This is a genomic window from Deinococcus wulumuqiensis R12, from assembly GCF_011067105.1.
Classification (GTDB): Bacteria; Deinococcota; Deinococci; order Deinococcales; family Deinococcaceae; genus Deinococcus; species Deinococcus wulumuqiensis.
Genome location: NZ_CP049357.1, coordinates 2033673 through 2054393 on the forward strand (window position 1 = coordinate 2033673; position 20721 = coordinate 2054393).

The 20721-nt window shown below is 67.7% G+C and carries 18 protein-coding genes; 14 read left to right on the top strand and 4 right to left on the bottom strand.

Annotated features, from left to right (window positions below):
* Window positions 1–70: 70 nt before the first annotated feature.
* Both G6R31_RS09865 and ygfZ read right to left on the bottom strand, forming a co-directional pair.
* Window positions 71–520 carry a hypothetical protein gene (locus G6R31_RS09865; RefSeq protein ID WP_017871429.1) on the bottom strand — a complete coding sequence of 150 codons (450 nt, stop codon included), beginning with the start codon at window positions 518–520 and terminating at the stop codon, window positions 71–73.
* Window positions 513–1397 (bottom strand): CAF17-like 4Fe-4S cluster assembly/insertion protein YgfZ, encoded by an 885-nt coding sequence (ygfZ, locus tag G6R31_RS09870; protein WP_017871428.1) that lies wholly within the window; start codon window positions 1395–1397, stop codon window positions 513–515. The genes G6R31_RS09865 and ygfZ overlap by 8 nt, the downstream gene beginning before the upstream one ends.
* A gap of 37 nt (window positions 1398–1434) precedes the next feature.
* On the opposite strand from ygfZ, the gene G6R31_RS09875 reads away from it, so the two are divergent.
* The 3 genes from G6R31_RS09875 to G6R31_RS09885 all read left to right on the top strand — a co-directional run bounded on the left by G6R31_RS09875 (window position 1435) and on the right by G6R31_RS09885 (window position 3700).
* Window positions 1435–1962 (top strand): YqgE/AlgH family protein, encoded by a 528-nt coding sequence (locus tag G6R31_RS09875; RefSeq protein ID WP_017871427.1) that lies wholly within the window; start codon window positions 1435–1437, stop codon window positions 1960–1962.
* Window positions 1963–2170: 208 nt separating this feature from the next.
* Window positions 2171–2785 (top strand): methyltransferase domain-containing protein, encoded by a 615-nt coding sequence (locus G6R31_RS09880; RefSeq protein WP_380025659.1) that lies wholly within the window; start codon window positions 2171–2173, stop codon window positions 2783–2785.
* Between the two features lie 78 nt (window positions 2786–2863).
* Window positions 2864–3700, top strand: coding sequence for a transposase (locus G6R31_RS09885; RefSeq protein WP_114671024.1), 837 nt, complete (start codon window positions 2864–2866; stop codon window positions 3698–3700).
* Window positions 3701–3844: 144 nt separating this feature from the next.
* Here the strand turns inward: G6R31_RS09885 and G6R31_RS09890 are convergent, their stop codons facing one another.
* A complete protein-coding gene (locus tag G6R31_RS09890; RefSeq protein WP_017870952.1) occupies window positions 3845–4153 on the bottom strand; it encodes a hypothetical protein in 309 nt (102 codons plus the stop codon).
* A gap of 122 nt (window positions 4154–4275) precedes the next feature.
* Between G6R31_RS09890 and G6R31_RS09895 the strand changes: the two genes are divergently transcribed.
* The 3 genes from G6R31_RS09895 (at window position 4276) to G6R31_RS09905 (ending at window position 11390) form a co-directional block, all read left to right on the top strand.
* Window positions 4276–5091, top strand: coding sequence for an exodeoxyribonuclease III (locus G6R31_RS09895; protein ID WP_017870953.1), 816 nt, complete (start codon window positions 4276–4278; stop codon window positions 5089–5091).
* A gap of 237 nt (window positions 5092–5328) precedes the next feature.
* Window positions 5329–9375 (top strand): ribonuclease R, encoded by a 4047-nt coding sequence (rnr, locus tag G6R31_RS09900; protein WP_081608288.1) that lies wholly within the window; start codon window positions 5329–5331, stop codon window positions 9373–9375.
* Between the two features lie 233 nt (window positions 9376–9608).
* Window positions 9609–11390: a PASTA domain-containing protein gene (locus tag G6R31_RS09905; protein WP_025567245.1), complete on the top strand. Its 1782-nt coding sequence runs from the start codon at window positions 9609–9611 to the stop codon at window positions 11388–11390.
* A gap of 281 nt (window positions 11391–11671) precedes the next feature.
* On the opposite strand, the gene lon is transcribed toward G6R31_RS09905, so the two are convergent.
* Window positions 11672–14137, bottom strand: a complete 2466-nt coding sequence (lon, locus tag G6R31_RS09910) for an endopeptidase La (protein WP_017870956.1) — start codon at window positions 14135–14137, stop codon at window positions 11672–11674.
* Between the two features lie 314 nt (window positions 14138–14451).
* Here lon and ccsA point away from each other — a divergent pair, with 314 nt between their 5' ends.
* The 8 genes from ccsA (at window position 14452) to G6R31_RS09950 (ending at window position 20672) form a co-directional block, all read left to right on the top strand.
* Window positions 14452–15162: a cytochrome c biogenesis protein CcsA gene (ccsA, locus tag G6R31_RS09915; RefSeq protein WP_017870957.1), complete on the top strand. Its 711-nt coding sequence runs from the start codon at window positions 14452–14454 to the stop codon at window positions 15160–15162.
* A 1-nt stretch (window position 15163) separates the two neighbouring features.
* Window positions 15164–15292 (top strand): heme exporter protein CcmD, encoded by a 129-nt coding sequence (ccmD, locus tag G6R31_RS09920; RefSeq protein ID WP_017870958.1) that lies wholly within the window; start codon window positions 15164–15166, stop codon window positions 15290–15292.
* Window positions 15289–15810 (top strand): cytochrome c maturation protein CcmE, encoded by a 522-nt coding sequence (ccmE, locus tag G6R31_RS09925; protein WP_017870959.1) that lies wholly within the window; start codon window positions 15289–15291, stop codon window positions 15808–15810. The genes ccmD and ccmE overlap by 4 nt, the downstream gene beginning before the upstream one ends.
* Before the next feature lie 144 nt (window positions 15811–15954).
* Window positions 15955–17949, top strand: coding sequence for a heme lyase CcmF/NrfE family subunit (locus G6R31_RS09930; protein WP_017870960.1), 1995 nt, complete (start codon window positions 15955–15957; stop codon window positions 17947–17949).
* On the top strand, window positions 17946–18512 hold the full coding sequence (locus G6R31_RS09935) for a TlpA family protein disulfide reductase (RefSeq protein WP_025567248.1): 567 nt from the start codon (window positions 17946–17948) through the stop codon (window positions 18510–18512). The genes G6R31_RS09930 and G6R31_RS09935 overlap by 4 nt, the downstream gene beginning before the upstream one ends.
* On the top strand, window positions 18509–19102 hold the full coding sequence (locus G6R31_RS09940) for a cytochrome c-type biogenesis protein (RefSeq protein WP_017870962.1): 594 nt from the start codon (window positions 18509–18511) through the stop codon (window positions 19100–19102). Before G6R31_RS09935 ends, G6R31_RS09940 begins: the two co-directional genes overlap by 4 nt.
* A complete protein-coding gene (locus tag G6R31_RS09945) occupies window positions 19099–20121 on the top strand; it encodes a c-type cytochrome (protein WP_017870963.1) in 1023 nt (340 codons plus the stop codon). The genes G6R31_RS09940 and G6R31_RS09945 overlap by 4 nt, the downstream gene beginning before the upstream one ends.
* The gene (locus G6R31_RS09950; protein WP_017870964.1) at window positions 20112–20672 is read left to right on the top strand and encodes a Rieske 2Fe-2S domain-containing protein; all 561 of its coding nucleotides are present in this window, start codon (window positions 20112–20114) and stop codon (window positions 20670–20672) included. The genes G6R31_RS09945 and G6R31_RS09950 overlap by 10 nt, the downstream gene beginning before the upstream one ends.
* Window positions 20673–20721 lie beyond the last annotated feature (49 nt).

Below are 20721 nucleotides of genomic sequence, written 5' to 3' on the forward strand. Positions count from 1 at the left end.
ATTTTGGGCAGGCTTGGCGGGTCGGGAAGCGGGCCAGGAAAAAGTGGGGCAGCCCTTCAGGACGGCTTTTTCAGGTTTTGTCCTGAGCCGCCCACGCGGGAAGCTGGTGCCATACGGCGCCGTAGAAGGCCGCCGCCACAGCCCACAGCAGCAGCGCGGCGGGCCAGGACGACAGCGACGCGCACCCCAGCAAAAAGGCGACGGCGGGCGCACTGGCCCCCTGAATGGCGGCGCTCAGACCGCGCTGCTCACGTGGAATCTGGGGACTGACCGCCGCGCGGCGGGCCAGCCACAGCGTGCCGAGACCCAGCAGCACGGCGGTCAGGACCAGGGCGGCGGTCACCGGCAGGCCCAGCGGCGCCGGGCGAGTCAAGAGGTAGAGCAGGCCCAGCGGCAACCCCGGCAGCGCCAGCACCAGAAACGCGAGCCGCAGCGCCAGCCGCAGCCCCGCCACCCGTTCGGCGGGTGTGCCGCGCAGGGCGGCGCCGAGGCGGGTCAGCAGGGGGGGGCGCTCAGTCATGGCCGAGCAACTGAACGTGCGCCGTGACGCCGCCGACTTCTACCGCCGCGCCGACATTCACTGCCGCGCCGTCTTCCAGTTCGCGGCGCAACCGGGCCAGAGCGTGCGGGCCGCTGCTCAGGCCGGTTTGTCCCACCACCTTTTCACCCTGGCGAATTTCGGCGTGGGACGGCACCCCCTCGCCCACCACCCGCGCCAGATGAAAGCGGGTCTGCCCCCGCGCCTCGATGCGGGCCATGATTTCCTGACCCACGTAGCAGCCCTTGCGGTAGCTGATGGCGGGCAGCGGACCGCGCACGTCCAGCCCGACCTCCTGCGGCAGGGTGCCGGTCAGGGCGTCGCGGTGGATGTCGGGGATACCGGCAACGATTCGCAGCGCGTCGAGGTCGCTCAGCGGGCGTTCCTCGCCTCCCAGCTCAGCGAGCACCGCGGCCTCGTCGCGGGCGAGGTAGTGCAGGTCCACGCCGGGGCGCCCGCTGCGGTCCACGCGCCCGCCGAGCACCAGCGAGTCGCCCAGGGTCCACTGCTGAGCGGCGGCGCCCGCCTCGTCCCAGCCGGGCGCGGCCTGGTCCCAGACATGCACGCTACGCAGCGTGTCCGACACGTCTTCCAGTTCCACCTGGTCGAAGATGATGTAGCGCCGCAGTCGGGCGGCGAGGGGAGCGGCCTGCCCCGCGTCCAGATGCAGGTAGATGTCGTCGGGGCGGCGGTAAGCGCGGGCAAACTGCTCGATCTGGCCGCGCACGTTCAGGAACGCGCAGGGCACCAGGCCGGGCGTGGGGGCGCCGCGCAGGTCGCCGGTCATCTGCCCATGCACGAAGTCGGTCCGGTCGGCGCCGGTCACGCGCAGGCCGCTGGAAGGAAGGCGAGTCCACATGGGGTCAGGATAGGACGGGGGGCGATATGCTGCCCGCATGAGCGGCCCGCTGACCTTTCTGGTTGCCAGTCCCCACCTTCAGGGGAGCTTCTTCGAGGGCGCCGTCGTGCTGCTGCTGGAACACGACGAGCAGGGCGCGATGGGGCTGATGGTCCACCTGCCTGCCGGACCGACGGTGGCCGAGCTGCTGCCCGAACTGGCGCAGGAAACGGCCCCGGTGTGGCTGGGCGGCCCGGTGGACCCCGGCCTGGGCTGGTGCCTGTACCGCGCCCCGGTGGGCCTGGAGGGTGAGGTGCAACTCACCGAGGGCCTGATGGTGAGCAGCAGCCAGGACGTGCTGCACGCGGTGGTCGCAGGTGGGCAGCGCTACATGCTGATTCTCGGCTACGCAGGCTGGGCCGCCGGGCAACTCACCGAGGAAGCCCGCGTCGGCACCTGGCTGTGGGTGGAGCAGGACACCCCGGAATTGCTGTGGGACGTGGCCCCCGAGGACCGCTGGGCCGAGGCTCTGCGCCGCCTGGGGGTGTCGCCGGACACCATCGTGCCGGGCGGGGCGCAGGCATAGGCCGGGCAAGTTCCGCCGCCCGCGACGCCCGGCTGTCGCGACTGAGCGGCACGCGCTGGCCCTACGAACCGCTGTTCGGCGCTCTGGACCTCGCCCCTGAACTGGACGTGCTGGACATCGGCGCGGGGGCGGGGCATGGCCTAGAGCATTTGACAAAAAGACGCAACGTCTTTTTGGCGAGCGGACTGGGACAGCTCGCAGAGAGCGAGTGCAAAACACTGAGCAGGACGGACTTGCAAAGCTGCGCAGCAGAGAATGGAGTGATGCGGGGTGCCGTTCCGCGCATCACGTAATTCGGAGAACTGCTCTAGGGGTTCTGGCGTGGCGCGGTCACACCGGGCGGGCGGTGGGCGTGGACCCCCGGCCCGGTCTGGGGGTGACGGCGGGACACGCCGAAGCCCTGCTCTTTGCGGACCACAGTTTCGACGCCGCGCTGCTGGTGCGCGTGCTGGCCCACCTGCCCGACCCGGCGCGTGCCCTGGCCGAAGCGTGGCGGGTGCTGCGCCCCGGCGGGCAACTGGTGCTGGCGGCGCAGGGCGCGGAGCATCTCGCCGCGATGTGGCGAGCGGTGGGCCGCCCCGTCTCCGAAGTCGGCCCCGAAGCGCCGCTCCGTGACGCCCTGCGTGAGGCCGGACTCCCCGCCCGGCGGCTGGACGTGCGCCTGTCCATCACCGTCACCGCCGACGACGCGCAGGCGCTGACCGGCAGCTACGGCCTGCACCTGATACGGATTCCGCTAAATTCCTGCACAGTCGGAACTACACCGCCTGTGCATCCATATCGCGAAATCCGTATCTTTTCCTACTCCTTTCAGTCGGATTGAATCCAGAAATCTGCTGGATTCAATCGGATTCACCTCGGGTGCGGCGCAAGAAGGGGCGAAAAAAGCGAAGCTGGGGTTATGCGAACCAGCCAGCTTCTGGAATATTTTAGCCTGCCCGACCTCTTCACACTGGCCTACGTCCTTGTCGACGACCATCTCCAACTGCTCAGCGCTATGGGAAGCTACCAGCTTCCCATGGCCCGCAACCGTCAGGCCACTCCTTCTGAACTGATCACTATCGCCCTCGTGGGCGACCTTCTTGGTCAGAAGAACAGCGAGACCTGGTTCGCCCTCGTTCGTCAGCTTTACGCCGACCTCTTCCCACACCTCCCCGAACGCAGTCGCTACCACCGCCATTTACTCGCAGCCAGGCATCTCATCGCATCTTTCGGGCTGTCCCTCAGCCCGAAAGATGCAGACATCCTCATTATCGACAGTAAACCCCTCCCCATTGCTCAGGGTGCCCGAATGAAGCGGCCCAGACAGCAGTCAGAAGCAAAAATAGGCCCAGGGAGTATGGGCTGGGTGATGGGCTACAAGCTTCACGGCGTCGTCGACACGCAGGGCTACTTCACGAAGTTTGCCATTGTCGCTGCCAACGAATCCGAGCAGGGCGTGGCCCGTGAGCTGCTCTCTGAATACGAACGCAGCCGCACGCTTGGGGACAAAGGCTACGTCGGGAGTGGCGTGTACGCCAAGTCACGGGAGAACGCGAAGACACCGGTGGCATGGCCACCGGTGCTGGGGAAACTAAGAAAGCGCATAGAATCGGTCTTTTCCAGGTTAGCGAGATGCTGCTCTCTGGGTGAGGTGCAGCTGAATTCCTTCCAGGCCGTCGTAGCCCGCACGTGCCGTGCGGTTGCGGCCCACAACCTGATGCTGCACCTAGAGCGCTACGTGCGTTCAGCAGCTTAGATTCCGCCGCACCCGAGGTGAATCCGTATGAGCGTAAATCCTGAGCGGTTTCCGCTGGCAGACCGGCTGCATCTGGCCGTCTATGTCGCCGTCAAAGGGTGAAAAAAGAGAGGCGACTCCGGCCCCTCTTCCCTCTCCCCTTCCCTACTTGTCGAACTTGCCGAACCCCGCTACGCTGCGCCGCTGGGCGCCCCGGGCGTAGTCCATCTGCATTTCGACCGTCTCGTGCTTGCCCTCGGTGAAGGTGGAGTCGTGAATCCAGTAGTTCAGCCGGTCGTCGCCAAGCTGCACCCAGAGCTTGTGGGCGTCGTCGGCGTCGCGCCAGAAGACCACGCGCCCGAAGCCGTTGCCCGCTGCCCAGGCCCGGATGTCCTGAAGCACACGGGCGGACCGGGGGTGAATCATCTGAAACTCTTGCCCGTCGGACTCGTTCATAAACTTGATGTCGGCCATGATGGGCGCAGCCTAACCCGCCTCCCCCGAAGGCCGGTCAGCAAACGGATGAACGCGCCTTGAATTTCCCGGCCCCTGCCCCGTCTCGCGGCCTGAGCACAACCGCGCTATGTTCGGCGCCGATGCTGCCCGAGCGCCTGCCGATGCTGCCTGCCCGTCTCAAAGTCACCTCCTTCAACGTCAATGGCCTGCGAAGTGCGCTGCGCAAAGGCCTGGCCGAGTGGGTCGAGCGCGAACAGCCCGACGTGCTGCTGCTTCAGGAGGTCCGCGCCGACCCCATGCCCGACGCCCTGCCCGGCTACCACTCGGCGTGGTTTCCCGCACAGAAGGCCGGTTACAGCGGGGTCGCCATCCTCTCGCGGCTGCCGCTGGACGACGTGCGTATCGGAATGCCCCACGACGAGATGGACGCCGAGGGCCGGGTCATCAGCGCGCGGGTCGCGGGCGTGCGATTTGTCAGCGTCTACCTGCCGAGCGGCAGCTCCGGCGAGGTGCGCCAGGGGTTCAAGGACCGCATTCTGGGCGACTATCAGGCGTGGGTGTCCGGCCTGCTCGCGGCGGGGCAGCCGGTCGTCATCGGGGGCGACTACAACGTGGCGCACCGTGAAATCGACCTGAAAAACTGGCGCAGCAACCAGAAAAACAGCGGCTTTCTGCCCCACGAGCGCGAGTGGATGACCGCGCACCTCGCGTCCGGTCTGACCGACTGCCACCGCGAGTGCCTGGGTGCAGAAGCCGAGTACACCTGGTGGAGCAACCGGGCAAACGCTTACGCCAACAACGTGGGCTGGCGCATCGACTATCTGCTGGCCGCCGGGGTCACGGTCAGCGGCGTGCGGGCCGACCGCTCGGTGCGGCTGAGCGACCACGCGCCGCTGACGGGATGGGCCGAACTGGGCGAAGGTGCCGTTGCCCCCGGCACCCGCCAGAATGCGTAAAGACCCGCGTCAGATGGGCGTGCTAAGCTGACCTTGCTACCGGGTTTCGCCAAAGCTGCGCCCCCACAGAGAGATGAGCCGTCAAGGGCCGTGGGCAAGGCGCGAAGAAACCCGAGTCGAGCGAGAAACCAGTTCCCGTGAGTGTGGGGCGCGGCAGCAGAATCAAAGCCGAAACCGGCGGCGCCGCGACAAAAACAAACACTTACGGGTGCGTCCTGATGCGACCTAGGTGCATAAATGCCAAAACAGAGGAAAAAGGACGCCGTGGCCGAACCCCTGCTCCCCGTGACCCCGGAAGGGACCGCGCAGAGCGAAGTTTCGGCCCCCGCGCCCAGCGAGAAGAGTTCCAAGTCCCGGCGGAAGACCTCCGCCCCCGCAGCGGCAGACGCCGCGCCCGCCCAGAACGAAGAAACCCCGGCTCCCAGGCGGGGCCGCAAGCCGGGCGCCGCGCCTGAAGAAGTGGCCGCGCCCGAACAGGTGAACGGACCTGTGGAAGCCGTCGCCGCCGAAGCCCTGACGACTGACGCACCCACCGAACCCAGACCCCGCCGGGGGCGCAAGCCGAAAGCGGTGCCTGCTGAAGAACCGGTGAGCGCCGAAACGGTCCCTGTCACCGCGCCGGACACCCAAGCGGCTGAGCCGCCCAAGCGCCGGGGCCGCAAACCCAGGGCACAGGCGGACGCCGAAGCTGCCGAACCGGTAATGGAAGCCGCCGCCGAAGCTGCACCGACCCCGGTCAAGCGTGGCCGCAAGCCGAAAGCGCCAGCGGTCACCGAACAGCCGGAGGCCGAGGCTGCTGGCGTCGAACCCCTCAAGCCCCGCCGGGGCCGCAAGCCCAGGGCCGAAGCGACCGCGGAGAGCGCCGAAGCCGCCCTCGCCCCCGTGCTGGAAGTGACCGCGCCCGATGCCGCTCCTGAACTGGAGGCAGCCAGCCCTGCTCCCAAACGTCGGGGCCGGGGCCGTCCGAAGGCCGAAGCCCCCGAACCCGCCCCGCTGAACGAGGTGCTGGCGGGCGTGGAGGCGGTGGAGGTCGGCGGCGCGGAAGATGAAACGCCTGCCCCGGTGTTGACCGTGACCCAGGAAGCCACCGTCACCCACGAAGCTCCCGTCATTCAGGAAGATGAAGCCGCGCTTCCGGCAGTGGACTCTGTGTTCGCTGTGGAGCCGCAGGAGACTGCCGACGCTGCGGCCCCCGAAGCCCACCAGCCCCGCAAGAACCGCAAGGAAAAGCGGGCCGAGCGGCAGGCGGCGCCGCAGGAACAGGCCCCCGCCGAGGACACCGAGGACGACCTCGGCAACGTGCCCGACGAGGAGCGTCTGCTCGTGGAGCAACTGCGCAAGCTGGGCCGCCCGGTGCATGTCCGCGACCTGGAGCGCACCTTTACCCGGCACACCCTGGAGCGCCTCGGTGGCTGGCGGAGCATCACCGACCTGCTCGAAACCCTGGTGGAGTCGGGCAAAGTCATCCGCACCCGCAAGAAGACCTACGGCCTCCCCGAAGCGATGAGCCTGGTGCGCGGGAGATTCCAGGCGTCGGCGGCGGGCTTCGGCTTCGTGGTGCCCGACAGCAACGGGGGCAAGGCGGGCGGCGAGGACTACTACATCCCGCAGGACCGCACCCTGGAAGCCTGGAACGGCGACACCGTGCTCGTCCGTATGGATGGACGCGGCGACACCCGCGACCAGCGCGGTGGCAGACGCGGGCAAAAGGGCGACGGCAACCCCCGCGCCACCGTGGTCCGCATCGTGCAGCGGGCCTACAAGCAACTCGTCGGCACGTTGGAATTCCACCACGGTCACCCCATTCTCAAGCCCGACGACCACCGCGCCCGGCACCGCATTCTGCTGCTGCCCGAAGGTCTGGAAGAACTGGAAGCGGGCGCACGCGTCGTCACCGAACTGTTCTGGCCCGAACATACGGGCGAGGACGAGGTCTTCGGGCAGGTCGTGCGCGTGCTGGGGGCCGAGGACGACCCCGAGACTGAAACCGAGGCCGTCATCGTCAAGTTCGGCCTGCGCGGTGAATTCCCCGACGACGTGCTGGAACAGGCGAACGCCATCCCCGTCGAGATTCCCGAAGAAGCCCTGGTGGGCCGCCTCGACCTGCGTGAATTCAACATCTTCACCGTAGACGGGCGCGACGCCAAGGACTTTGACGACGCCATTCACATTCAGCCCACGCCCGAAGGAAACTTCGTGGTCGGTGTCCACATCGCCGACGTGAGCCACTACGTGCAGGAAGGCACCGCGCTGGACGGCGAAGCTTACGCCCGCGCCACCTCGGTCTACCTGCCGGGGCGGGTGCTGCCGATGCTGCCCGAACACCTCAGCAACGGCGTGTGCAGCCTGGTGCCGTATCAGGACCGCCTGACGATGACCGCGCTGGTGGAACTGTCGGCGGAAGGCGACATTCTGGACGTGAAACTCGCGCCCAGCGTCATCAACTCCAAGGCGCGGCTGACCTACGACGAGGTGCAGGCGTACAGCGAGGCCACCGCCACGCTGCCCGAACACGCCCGGCACCTCGAAGGCGACCTCCACCTGCTGCTGAAAATCACCACCAAGCTGCGCCAGAAGCGGCTGCGCGACGGTTCGCTGGACTTCAAGCTGCGCGAGGTCAAGGTGGACGTGGACAAGGACGGGCGCATGGAACTCATCCCCATCCGCGAGGAAACCGCGCGCGGGATGATTGAGGACTTGATGCTCCTCGCCAACAAGGTGGTCGCCCACTATCTGCTGGAGCGCGAAATCCCGACCCTCTTCCGCATCCACGAAGAACCGACCCTCCAGAAATTCCAGGAGGTCACGGGCGCGATTGGGCGGCTGGGCTTCGCCTTCCCAGGCGGCGAACCGACCCCGCAGGCGTATCAGGCGGTGCTCAAGCAAGTACGCGGCACCAACCGCGAAAGCGTGGTCAATACGCTGCTGCTGCGCTCCATGCAGCAGGCGAAGTACGCGGGCGAGAACCTCGGTCACTTCGGCCTTGCCTTCGACGAGTATCTGCACTTCACCTCGCCGATTCGCCGTTACCCCGACCTCGTCGTTCACCGCACGCTGAAGAAGGTACTGGCAGGCGACTTCAAGGCCGGAAACCGTGAAGTGGCGCAGTTCCAGGGCCGACTGCCCGCGATGGGCGAGCACACCTCCGACCGCGAGCGCACCGCCGCCGAAGCCGAGCGCGACCTGACCAAGTACTACCAGTGCAAGTGGGCACAGGAGCACAAGGGCGAGTCGTTCATGGGCAACGTGTCGGGTGTGGTGTCCAGCGGGCTGTATGTCGCGCTGGACAACGGCGTGGAAGGCAAGCTGCACATCAGCCACCTCGATGACGACTACTACTTCTTCATCGAAGACGCGCAGATGCTGCGGGGCCGCAGCTCCGGCAAGGGCTACCGCCTGGGTGACGCGGTGCAGGTCACCATTCAAGACGTCAAGCCGCTGGCCCGTCAGATTGACCTGACCCTGGCCGACCCCGAAGACCCCGAGTACAAGCCCGGCAGCTACGAGCAGCCCGGAACCGAGCAGGAGACCCCCATGACCGACGTGAAAATCCGTGCCCGCCGCCGCGAGGACCGCGAGCAGGAGCGGCAGGAAAAACTCAAGAGCATTCCAGTGACTCAGCCCAAATTCACCCTGGACGACGACCGGCCCGCCATTCAGAGCAGCCCGCAACTCGGCGAGCGCGGTCCCCGTCCGGGCCGGGGCGGGCAGGGCGGCCAGTTCGGACGCGGACAGGGCCAGTCCAGCCAGCACCCGTCCGGCCAGCACCCGTCCAGCCGGGGCCGTGACTCCGGCCAGGGCGGGCAGAACGGGGGCCGCACCTTCGGCGGCATGCCGATGGAGCGCCGGAGCGGCGGCCCGCGCCGGGTCATCACGCTGGAACGGCCCCGCAACGAGCACCTGCGCCCGGTGAACATCACCGTGCAGCGCATGTACTTCGGCGACTGGTCCACCGACAACATGCCCCCCGAAGACGGCTACAGCGGCCCCCGCGCCGGACGCGAGCGCGGCTATGACCGGGGCGAGCGCCGGGGCGACGGGCGCGGCTACAGCCGGGGCGGAAACGACCGGGGCGCCGCCCGCCTGAGCGGCGGGAGCGGCGCGGGCACCGGGCGCGGAGGCCAGGGACAACCGCGCTCCTCCGCCCCCCGCAACGCCGCGCCGCTGCCCCCCGCTGCCGAGCCGGTTCAGGGCAGTGTCCCCGCCGACGCCCAGAGCGACGAGGCCCGCCGCCGCCGCCGCCGCCGGGGTCGCCGGGGTGGGGCGCCGGGCAGCGCCGAGTAAGACTTCCCTCCCCGCGCTGCAAACCGTCCATCTCCCGGTGGGCGGTTTTTTCGTTGTCCATTGCCCTCCGACTCCACACGGACTTCGTAGCTGACGGGGACCATGTTGCGTTTTCTTCCGGCGGGCCGCTGTCCTTCTTCAGCGTGGTGTGCGTCGCCGTGACGGTCAGTGGGGTGACGGCGGCGGCTGGCATCAGCCTGTCCGCGTTCTCCCCGCGCTATGCTGCGCGGTGCATGACCGGGCCGGATTCCTCCAAACCAGCGGGCCAGGGCGCGGCGCCTGCGTCTTCTCAGTCGTCTCAGACGCCGCCCACGCCGCCGACGCAACCCATCGACGGCAAGTACCAGGTGCTGCGCGAAGTGTCGCGCACCGGCAACGTCACGCTCTACGAGGTCCGCGCCGCCGAGGGCGTGACCCGGCAGGTGGCCTGGTTCGAGGTCCAGACCCCCGCCGAGCGCCAGAACTTTCACGCCTACCGCACGGCGCTACGCTCGGTGGCCCCCGCCGGGCTGACCGACGTGGTGGCCCGCCCCGGCGCGTACTACGCGGTGTGGCAGCCGGTGAGCGGCACGCCGCTGGCCGAGGCCGCCGCGCAGCCCACCAAACGCCAGGAAATGGTGGAAGCGGTCGAGGCCCTGGGAACGCGGCTCGCCGACGCGGGCTTTGCCCTGAGCGACGCCGATATCGTCATGCAGGGCGACATGCCGCTGGTGGCGTACCTGCGCCCGGCGGCGCCGCGAACCCCCGAGGAAATCGCGGCCCTCAATGCGGGCGTGCTGGGTGGCCTGCGGGGAGGCAAGGTCAGGCGCAAGCGGGAGCGGCGGCCCGGGGCCTGGTTGACCTTCGTGCCGGGGCTGTTTTTCCTGAGCGGCGCGGGGTGGCTGGGGGCGCAGGCCGCCCAGATCTACCTCAACCCCCCGGTGGGCGAGGTGTCGAGCGTGACCTCGCAGCCCGCCGCCGAGGCCGCCCGCGCCCTGACGAAAAAAGGGTTCCGGGTCGAATACGCCTACGGCGAGAGCGGCACGCTGCCCATCGGCATAGTGATTCGGCAGGAACCCGAGGCGGGCACGTCGCTGCCTGTGGGAAGGCAGGTCATCCTGACCGTCAACAAGCCTGCTCCCCTGGTGGTGCCCAAGGTGGAGGACATGACCCTGGCCCAGGCCGCCGGGCCGCTGGGGGACAACGCCCTGAAACTGGGCAAGGTCATCCGGGTGGACGGCACCCTGACGCGCACGCCCGAGGGCCGCATCATCGCCCAGATTCCGCCGGCCGGGGCCTCCACGCAGCGCAGCCAGCCGGTGCAGGTGCTGGTGAGCACCGGGGTCCGCAGCGAGGAGACCTTCATCATCGACCTGCGCGGCCTGACCTTCGAGCAGGCGCGGGACTGGGCGCGGGCCGCCGGACTGGTCGTGACCGAGGTGACACGCGAACCCAGCGACAAGACCGAAAACACCGTGCTGTCGCAGGAGCCTGCTCCATTCGCCACCGTCCCCGTCGGCAGTCCGGTCAAGCTGGTGGTCGCCAGCGTCAAGTACACGCCCCCCAGCGTGCCCACCGAGCCGCTGCCGATTCCGCCGCCCTACGTGCCGCCGCCCCCGCCCGAGCCGATCACGGCGCCCGACCAGACCCAACCCCCCGGCACGCAGCCCCCTGCTACGCAGCCCTCCGGCTCACAGCCAGCCGGTACACAGCCGACCCCTGCGGCACCCGGCGGCAGCGCAACGGACACGGCCCCGCAGCCGGACACCGCTGCGCCGCCCGCAACCCCCGCGCCGCCTGCGGTGGACACCACGCCCCGGCAGGTCAACCTGCGCTACACCTTCGGCACGGAGCTGCCCGGTGGAACCTACTCCATCACCGTGCAGGACGCGAGCGGCGAGCGCGAGATCATGCCGGGCGTCCCCGCCGCCCAGGTGGCAGGCCGACTCGCCCAGGCCCCGATTCAGGTGCAGGGCAACGCGGTGTTCATCATCCGGCGTGACGGGGCCGAGTACGCCCGCGTCCCGGCGCAGTAATACGGATTCCGATTGAATCTGAAACTACCAGATTCAATCCGACTTGCAAAGCTGCTCAGCAGAGCGGATGCGAGTAGGAAAAAATACGGATTCCGATTGAATCCAGCAGATTTCTGGATTCAATCCGACTGAAAGGAGTAGGAAAAGATACGGATTTCGCGATATGGATGCACAGGCGGTGTAGTTCCGACTGTGCAGGAATTAAGCGGAATCCGTATAACACCCAGCCACAAAAAACCTCCCCCACCGTTGCTGGCTGGGGGAGGTTTCTTGTGGCTGGTTCAGGCGCGGGCTTCGGGGCTGCGGCGCCCGGTCTTGCGGCCTTTGCTGCCGGTGTCGGCGGGCGGCAGGGTGCCTTCGCCGCCGCGCGGGGTTTCCAGCGCCTTCAGGCCGCCCACGAGGGCCACGTCGAGCACCTCGTCCACCGTCTCGCAGGCGTGGAAGCGCATGCTGGAGCGCAGGTGGAGCGGGATGTCGTTGATGTCGGGCTGGTTGGCCTTGGGCAGGATGATGTGCTTGATTCCGGCGCGGCGGGCACCCAGCACCTTCTCCTTGAGGCCGCCGATGGGGAGGTAACGCCCCGTCAGCGTCATCTCGCCGGTCATCGCCACGTCGTGCCGGGCCGGAATGCCGGTCAGGGCCGAGATGAGCGAGGTCGCCATCGCGCCGCCCGCGCTGGGGCCTTCCTTGGGAATGGCGCCCGCCGGAACGTGGATGTGGATTTCGCTGTTGTCGAGGCGTTCGCGGTCGATGTGGAAACGCTCGGCGTTGCTCTTGGCGTAGGTCAGGGCGGCGCGGGCCGACTCCTTCATCACGTCACCGAGCTGGCCGGTGAGCAGCAGCCCGCCCCCCTTGCCGGGCATGATGCTCGTTTCGACGAAGAGGATGTCGCCGCCGACGGGCGTGTAGAACATGCCGGTGCTGACGCCCACCTTGTCTTCCAGACCCTCGGTTTCGGGGGTGTGGCGCGGCTGGCCGAGGTACTTTTCCAGTTCCTTGTCGGTGACTTTGGCGCGCTTGGTCTTGCCGGTGGCGATGTTGCGGGCGACCTTACGCGACACCGTGCCCACTTCGCGCTCCAGGTTACGCACGCCCGCTTCACGGGTGTAGTGCGAAATCAGTTTTTCCAGCGCGGCGTCGGTAAAGCTGATCTGGTTGGGCTTGAGGCCGTTTTGCAGCAACTGGCGGGGCAGCAGGTAGCGCTTGGCGATTTCGAGTTTCTCCTGCTCGATGTAGGAGTTGAACTCGATGACCTCCATGCGGTCCATCAGCGCCGGGGGAATCTGCTCGGGGTAGTTGGCGGTGGCGATGAACATGACCTCACTGAGGTCGAAGGGCACGCCCATGTAGTGGTCGGTGAAGTGCTGGTTCTGACTGGGGTCGAGGACTTCGAGCAGCGCCGACGACGGGTCGCCCTGGTACGAACTGCCGAGCTTGTCCACCTCGTCGAGCAAAATCACCGGGTTCTTGGTGCCCGCCGTGCGGATGCCCTGAATCAGGCGGCCCGGCATGGCACCGATGTAGGTGCGGCGGTGGCCGCGAATGTCCGACTCGTCGCGGGCGCCGCCCAGCGCGATGCGCACGTACTTGCGCCCCAGCGCCTTGGCAATGCTCTGGGCAATCGAGGTCTTGCCCACCCCGGGAGGGCCGGTAAAGACCAGAATCGGCCCCTTGTTGACCTCCTCGGCGCTGATTTCACCGCGCTCGGCGCGCTCTTTGCGCAACCGGCGCACGGCGAGGAACTCCAGCACGCGGTCCTTGACCTTTTCCAGGCCGTAGTGGTCCTCGTCGAGCACCTGCGCGGCTTCCTCGACGTTCAGGCGGTCCTCGCTGCGCTCGTTCCAGGGCAGTTCGGTGACCCAGGTCAGGTAGGTGCGGATGACCGAGGCCTCGGCAGCGTCGGGGTGCATCCGGGCCAGACGGTTGACTTCGCGGTCAATTTCCTTCTTGACCTCGGGCTTGAGGTCCAGCGCCTCGATTTTGGCGCGGAACTGTTCGGCCTCGTCGCCTTCTTCCTCGTCGCCGCCGTGCAGCTCCTTCTGGATGACCTTCATCTGCTCACGCAGGTAGTACTCGCGCTGGTTCTTGTCGATTTCTTCCTTGACCTGGGCGCGAATCTTGGCCTGCACCGCCTGGACTTCCTGTTCGGTGTCGAGCAGGGTCAGCAGTTTCTTCAGGCGCTCGACCACGTTGGCGGCTTCCAGAATCGCCTGCTTGTCCTCCAGCTTGAAATCGAGGTTGAAGGCGACGTGGTCGGCCATTTCCCCGATGTCGTCCTTGGAGTGGATGGTCTGCACGCTCTCGGCACCGATGCGGCCCCCGCTGGCGACCGTCTCGAACTTGTCCTTGAGTTCACGCGAGAGCGCCTGCAACTCCACGCCGCCTGCCTTGCCCGCTTCGAGGGGCTGAATGTCGGCGGTCAGGTAGTCGCCCACCTGGTAGTTGCTGGCCCGCACCCGCGCCACCGCGCTCACCAGCATCTGGAGGGTGCCGTCGGGGTTCTTGCGCACACGCAGCACGTTGCAGGCGGTGCCCACGTCGTAGAGGTCGTCGCCCCTGGGGTCGTCCACGTCCTTGTCTTTTTGCGACACGATGAGGATGACTTTTTCGCCCTGCATGGCGGCTTCGATGGCGTTGATGGAAATGGCGCGGCTGGCATCGATGTGCTGCACCATGGTCGGATAAATGACGCTGCCGCGAACCGGGCAGACGGGAACAGTGGCAGGAAGGGCAGTGCTGTCGGGCATCCGTTGACGCTCCTTTGGCCCCGCAGGGGGCGGCGAGAAAGGTGGCTTCGGCAGGGGGCCAGCGTCCGTGAGGAGAAAAGACTCCTGCCAAAAAACTTGAGTGCCAATATATCAAGTTTTCGTCTTTCAGGCAAGTCGCCCGCAGGGTCGGCCAATATGCTTAGAGCGCGTACAGTACGGCAAATTCTCTATCAGAAACCTCACGGAAGCTTGAGCGGGGGTTGAGGGAAAGGGTGAGGCCACCCGGCAGCGGCGCCCCGCTTGGCGGAATAGACAAATGCCTACCCCGTTCATGGTCTACTCGGGCTTGCCATATGAGGGACCGCCTGACCACTGCACTTGGAGGATTCGGCCTGCTGCTGCTGCTGGCCGGGCTGTATCTCGCCTTCGTCTCGCCGCCGGACGTGAACCAGAAGGAACTGGTGCGCATCTACTACCTGCACGTGCCCGCCGCGTGGACCAGTTACATGGCCTATATCGGGACCATGCTCTACAGCCTGCTCTACCTCGTGCGGCGCGACACCCGCTTTGACCGCGTGGCCGCCGCGAGCGCCGAACTCGGTGTGCTGATGACCGCGCTGGCGCTGTTTTCGGGCAGCCTGTGGGCCAAACCCACCTGGGGCACCTACTGGACCTGGGACCCCCGGCTGACCACCACCGCCGTCGGCCTGCTCATTTACCTCGGCTACTTCATCATTCGCGGCCTGATCGACGACCCGCACCGCCGCGCCCGCGTGGCCGCCGTGCTGGGCATCGTGGGCACGCTGTATATCCCCGTCAACTACATGAGCGTGTACTGGTGGCGCAGCATTCACCAGACCGCCACCGTCAAGATTCTGGGCAAGCTCGAACTCGCCGCTGACCCCCGGATGATGCAGGCTTTTTTCACCATGCTGGGGGCCTTTACGGTGCTGTACTTCTTCATGGTCCGGCTGCGCAGCATCCTGGCCGCCCGTGAGGAAGCCCGCGAGCTTGCCCACGACGAAGCGGCGCTGCGCGGCCTGAGCCGTTCGGGAGGTGCCTGAGATGTATACCGTTTTTGTCGCCTGGGTCTATGGCGTGACCTTCGCCAGCCTCATCGGGTACGTGGGCTGGGTGCTCTCGCGCCTGCGCCGACTGGAACAGGAGCAACGGGAACTGGAGGGGGACGCATGACCACCACGCCCACCGGCCTGCCCGGGACCCCGCTGCCCCCCGCCCGCAAGAAGGAGCGCAACCGCCTGCCGCTGCTGCTGGCGGGCGCAGGCGTGCTGGGGCTGATCGGCTACATGGTGCTGGGCAACGCCAACAACAACCTCGTGTACTACGTGCTGCCCAGCGAGTACCAGCAGGACACTGCCAAATTCGCGGGCAAGACGCTGCGCATGGGCGGCCTCGCCAAGGACGTGGTGTACAACCGCGACACCCTGGCCCTGAAGTTCAACATGACCGACGGGCAGACCTCCTACCCGGTGCAGTACCAGGGCGCCGTGCCCGACCTGTTTCGCAACGACGCCGTGGTGGTCATGGAAGGGCAGATGCAGCAGGGCGTCTTTCACGGCAAGTCGCTGCTGGTCAAGCACTCCGAGGAATACAAGGCCGAGGACGGTCCGGGAACCGGGGGCGCAGGCCAGGGGCAGTACAGCCCGGACGATTTGAAGAAGATTCTCAACGACCAGAGCGCCCGGCCCTGAGGGGCGCAGAGGGCGGAGAGAAGAGGGCAGAGAGCGGAGAGCAAAGGGCAAACGCCCGAACTGCACCTTCAGCACCCTGGCCCTGTCTCCCTCAGCCTTCCGCCATCTGCCATCGGCCTTCCGCCCTAAGCCCAACGGAGTCCCATGCCTGATTTCCTCGGATACAACTTTTCCCCTGTCGGCGCCGCCGGGTCGCTGGCGCTGCTGTTTGCCCTGGGGTTTGCGCTGGTGGCGCTCTTTGCGGGCGTGCTGGGCGGCGTGCGGCGCGACGAGCGGCTGACCGACATGGCCCGCTTCGCCGTCTGGGGCAACTTCGGCTTCATGACGGTGGCCATCGGGCTGCTGCAATACGCCATCCTGACCGACGACTTCTCGGTGCGCTACGTGGCGAACCACTCCATGACGGTGTCGCCGCTGTGGGTCAAGTGGGTCACGCTGTGGGCGGCGCTGGAAGGCTCGGTGCTGCTGTGGGCGTGGATTTTGTCGCTCTACGCCTTTCTGGTTTCTCTCACCGCCCGGCGCGACGTGCTGCGGCCCTGGGTGCTGGCGACGATGAGCCTGTCGGTCATCTTTTTCGTCGGGCTGAACCTGACGGTCGCGAGTCCCTTTACCCCGGTGGTGGACGTGCCCGCGCAGGGACGCGGCCCCAACCCGCTGCTGCAAAACCACTGGATGATGGCGGTTCACCCGGTGCTGATGTACCTGGGTTTCGTCGGCCTGAGCGTGCCGTTTGCCTACGCGGTGGCGGCGATGGTGACGGGGCGGCTGGGCGAGTCGTGGCTGGTGCAGACCCGGCGCTGGACGCTGGTCGCCTGGGGCTTTCTGTCGGCGGCGATTGCGGCGGGCGCGTGGTGGAGCTACGAGATTCTGGGCTGGGGCGGCTACTGGGCCTGGGACCCGGTGGAAAATGCCAGCTTTATTCCCTGGCTGCTCGCCACCGCTTTTCTGCACAGCGTGCAGATTCAGGAGCGGCGACGGATGCTCAAGACGTGGAACATCTACCTCATCGTCTTCGCCTACGCCGCCACCGTGCTGGGCACCTTCCTGACGCGCTCGGGCGTGGTGGAAAGCGTGCACGCCTTTTCCAACGGTCCGATCGGCCCGGTGTTCCTGGGGTTTTTCGCCGTGCTGGTGGCGCTGGGGGTGGGGCTGGCGACGTGGCGGCTGCCGCAGATTCGTGACCCGCACAGCCTGGACAGCCCGCTCTCGCGTGAGGGGTCCATGCTCGGCGGCAACGTGGTGTTCGTGGTGTTCGCGCTGCTGGTCGTCCTCGGCACGCTGTTTCCGGTGCTGGTCGAGGCCGTGCGCGGCATCCGCACCAGCGTGGGCGAGCCGTTCTACAACTTTTTCGCCATTCCGATTGGCCTGCTGCTGCTACTCCTGATGGGCATCGGCCCGGTGCTGCCCTGGCGCAAGGCGGGACAGGGCGACCTGCGCAGCCTGTGGGCGCTGGCGCGGTGGCCGGTGCTGGCGCTCCTCGCCGCGACGGTGCTGGCCTTCGTGTTCGGGATTCGCAACCCTGGCCTCGCCCTCACGCTGGGGCTGTGTGCCTACAACATGGTCGGCCTGGGGCAACTCGTGGGCGGCAGCGCCCGCGCCCGGGGCGGTCTGGGGGCGCTGCCGGGACTGGTGCGCGAGTACCCCCGGCGCTACGGGGCATACGTGGCGCACCTCGGCATCGTGCTGATGGCCATCGGCATCGGCTTTTCGGGCACCTACAAGGCCCGGCAGGAAGTCACCCTGCGGCCCGGCGCGGCGCAGACCGTCCTCGGCAAGACGCTGACCCTCACGGCACTGGGCACCGAGCAGCGCCCCGAGCGGCAGTCCATCGTGGCGACGGTGCAGGTGGGCCGTGAAGTGCTGACGCCCAAACTCAACACCTACGTCAACATGCCGCAGCAGGTCGCCATGCCCGCCGTCAAGTACCACCTGATGGGCGACACCTACGTGACGCTGCTCAGCGGCGACGTACGCGAGCAGTGGGCGACGGTGGCGGTCATCGATTCCCCGCTGGTGAGCTGGATCTGGTGGGGTGGCGCGGTGCTGCTGCTCGGCACGGCCCTGAGCGTCACCGCCCCGGTCCGCGAAACGGTGGCGGTCCGCCCGCCCGCCCGGACGCTGGAAGGAGCAACGGTATGACCTCCCCGTCACCCCATTCTGTGCCGCCCCATTTCGTGCCCCCCAAACGCACGTCCTGGACCCGCTGGATTGTTCCCGCCGTGATGACCGGACTGGTCGGCCTGCTCGCCTACGGCCTGCTGACCCCCGACCCGGAGGGTGGCCCGGCCCTGCTGAACAAGCCCGCACCGGCCTTCGCGCTTCAGGACCTCGGCGGGCGCACGCACGCGCTCACGGCGGCCAGGGGCAAGCCGGTGGTCGTCAACTTCTGGGCGTCGTGGTGTGTGCCGTGCCGTCAGGAAGCGCCGATGTTTTCCAAACTGTCGCAGGAGACGGCAGGCAAGGCCGAATTCTACGGCGTCATCTACAACGACCAGCCCGCCGACGCCCGGCGGTTCATGGACGATTACGGCCTGATTTACCCCGCGCTGCTCGACCCCGGCTCGCGCACGGCGCTGAACTACGGGGTGGGCAAGCTGCCGGTCACCTTCATCGTGGACGGGCAGGGGCAGGTCGTGCACATCAAGGACGGCCCCATTGAGGAACCCGAATTGCGCGGGGCGCTGAGAAAGGCGGGGCTGTGAAGGTTCGCACCCTCCTGACCGCGCTGCTGCTGGCCTCGCCCGTGCTGGTCCCGACCGCTGCGGCGCAGGGCACGACGCCCGCGCAGCAGAACGCGACCCAGGGAGCCGCCTCGCAAGCGGCACCGAAGGACACCGACCAACGGGGCCGCGCCGACTCGGTGCGTACCGGGGTGGCAGAAGTGGAGCGCACCGCGCCCATTCCCCTGACCGTGGAGCAGGAGCGGCAAGCGCAGCGCATCGGGACCAAGCTGCACTGCCCCATCTGCTCGGGCGAGAGCATCGCGCAGTCGCAGACCGACATCTCGCGCCAGATGATGAACGAGGTGCGTGACGGCATTCGCCGGGGCCAGAGCGAGCGGCAGATTCTGGAGCGCTTCGTGGCGGGCTACGGCGAACGGATTCTGATGGAGCCGCCGAAAAAGGGCATCAACTGGCTGCTGTGGGGCTTTCCGGTGGGGGCGCTGCTGCTCGGCACCGGCCTGTGGCAAAGTTACCTGCGCCGCGCCAGCCGTGAACCTGCCGAACCGCTGAGCGACGCCGACGAACGCCGCATCTCCGCGCTGCTGCGCGAACGCGAGGAGCGGGCATGATGTCCGTGTTGCTCGCGCTGGGCCTCCTGGCGACCCTGCTGGTGCTGCGGCCCATTCTGGCCCCGGCCCGCGTGACGCCGCAGGACACCCGCCGCACCGAACTGGAAGAGGAGCGCGAGCTGCTGCTGAGCAACCTGGGCGAGTTGCAGGCCCAGGGCGCCGACGCCAGTGCCCTCACCCGCGAGAAGGTGCGGCTGACGCAGGTGCTGCACGAACTCGACGCCCTGCCGCCCACGCCCAAAGCGGGACAGGCCCGGCCCGCCCTGCCGGTGGCCGCCGCCACCCTGCTGGGCACCGCGCTGCTGCTGGGCATCGGGACCGTGACTTTCTTCCCGCAGTGGCGCAACCTGGGCCTCTCCCCTGCCGAGCAGACGCAGCTGGAAAGTGCTTCGCGTCTGCCTGCCCTCGCCAACCGCGCCCGGAGTTCAGGGCAGGCGGCGGACTATCTCGCGTGGGGCGACGCCGCCTGGGACGCCCGGCAGTACCGGCAGGCGGCGGAGGCGTACACGCAGGTGCTGCTCTCGGAGCGCGACCACCCGAAGGCCATGCGCCGGGTGGGATATGTCCTGCTGGGCGACGCCAAGATGGCGGAAAACGGCCTGAGCTTCATCGCCCGCGCCGCCCAGCTCGACCCCCAGGCCCCCGAAGGCCAACTGCTCTACGGCTACGCGCTGGGCACGTTCGGGCAGTACCCGCAGGCGCTGGAGGTGCTGGCGAACTACCGCAAGCTGGCCCCCGACTCCAGCGAGGCCGACGACCTGATTGTCGAGTACCAGGCCAAGGTGGGCGGCACGGTGGACGGCCAGCTCGTCTACGCGCAGAACTGCGCGGGCTGTCACGGGCGACAGGGCGAAGGTGGCACCGGTCCCAAGCTGGTCGGCTCGCCCGCACTGCGAAACGAAACCGCGCTGCGCCAGATCGTGCTTCAGGGGGCCACCGGAATGCCCGCCTTTCCGCAACTGGAAGGCAAACAGCTGGACGCGCTGGTCCAGACCCTGAAGGGGAAAGAATGGCAGTAGACGAGTCCAGGCGCACGCTGCTGAGTTACTGGTGGGTGCTGCCGGTGGCGGGCACGGCGGGCGCCTTCGCTTACATGGCGAACTATGCCCGGCGCGTGACGCTGGACAAGCACGCGCCGGGGCCGCCCAACTTTCAGCCCGGCCCCCGGCAGGCGGTGGCGAAGCTCTCCGAGTTGCAGGGGCCGTATTCCTTCCGCGAGTTTCAGTACCGCAAGACCCCTTGCCTGCTGATGGAACTGCCGCAGCCGACGCCGACCGGCGTCACGGTAGGGGGGCGGCACTTCGCGGCGTACTCGCGGCTGTGTACCCACCTGGGCTGTCAGGTCAACCCCATCGCCGACACCGAACTGCTGGCGCTGTCCTACAACTACCGCGCCGAGCACCCGATGCTGGGCTGCCCCTGCCACTACAGCGTGTTCGACCCGCAGCGGCAGGGCCAGAGCGTGTTCGGCAAGGCCCTTTTTCCCCTGGCCCGCGTGCAGCTCCGCGCCGAGGGAGACACGCTCTACGCGCACGGCCTGGAACCCGACCCCCGAACCGGACAGGGCTGAACATCAAAAAAAGCCCCCCGCCACTCGGACGGGGGAGCCAGAGGAAAGA

What these genes read in the sequence shown, in the direction of transcription:
- G6R31_RS09865 (WP_017871429.1), bottom strand. Translation starts at nt 520, where the DNA reads ATGACTGAGCGCCCCCCCCTGCTGACCCGCCTCGGCGCCGCCCTGCGC.
- ygfZ (WP_017871428.1), bottom strand. Translation starts at nt 1,397, where the DNA reads ATGTGGACTCGCCTTCCTTCCAGCGGCCTGCGCGTGACCGGCGCCGAC.
- G6R31_RS09875 (WP_017871427.1), top strand. Translation starts at nt 1,435, where the DNA reads ATGAGCGGCCCGCTGACCTTTCTGGTTGCCAGTCCCCACCTTCAGGGG.
- G6R31_RS09885 (WP_114671024.1), top strand. Translation starts at nt 2,864, where the DNA reads ATGCGAACCAGCCAGCTTCTGGAATATTTTAGCCTGCCCGACCTCTTC.
- G6R31_RS09890 (WP_017870952.1), bottom strand. Translation starts at nt 4,153, where the DNA reads ATGGCCGACATCAAGTTTATGAACGAGTCCGACGGGCAAGAGTTTCAG.
- G6R31_RS09895 (WP_017870953.1), top strand. Translation starts at nt 4,276, where the DNA reads ATGCTGCCCGAGCGCCTGCCGATGCTGCCTGCCCGTCTCAAAGTCACC.
- rnr (WP_081608288.1), top strand. Translation starts at nt 5,329, where the DNA reads ATGCCAAAACAGAGGAAAAAGGACGCCGTGGCCGAACCCCTGCTCCCC.
- G6R31_RS09905 (WP_025567245.1), top strand. Translation starts at nt 9,609, where the DNA reads ATGACCGGGCCGGATTCCTCCAAACCAGCGGGCCAGGGCGCGGCGCCT.
- lon (WP_017870956.1), bottom strand. Translation starts at nt 14,137, where the DNA reads ATGCCCGACAGCACTGCCCTTCCTGCCACTGTTCCCGTCTGCCCGGTT.
- ccsA (WP_017870957.1), top strand. Translation starts at nt 14,452, where the DNA reads ATGAGGGACCGCCTGACCACTGCACTTGGAGGATTCGGCCTGCTGCTG.
- ccmD (WP_017870958.1), top strand. Translation starts at nt 15,164, where the DNA reads ATGTATACCGTTTTTGTCGCCTGGGTCTATGGCGTGACCTTCGCCAGC.
- ccmE (WP_017870959.1), top strand. Translation starts at nt 15,289, where the DNA reads ATGACCACCACGCCCACCGGCCTGCCCGGGACCCCGCTGCCCCCCGCC.
- G6R31_RS09930 (WP_017870960.1), top strand. Translation starts at nt 15,955, where the DNA reads ATGCCTGATTTCCTCGGATACAACTTTTCCCCTGTCGGCGCCGCCGGG.
- G6R31_RS09935 (WP_025567248.1), top strand. Translation starts at nt 17,946, where the DNA reads ATGACCTCCCCGTCACCCCATTCTGTGCCGCCCCATTTCGTGCCCCCC.
- G6R31_RS09945 (WP_017870963.1), top strand. Translation starts at nt 19,099, where the DNA reads ATGATGTCCGTGTTGCTCGCGCTGGGCCTCCTGGCGACCCTGCTGGTG.
- G6R31_RS09950 (WP_017870964.1), top strand. Translation starts at nt 20,112, where the DNA reads ATGGCAGTAGACGAGTCCAGGCGCACGCTGCTGAGTTACTGGTGGGTG.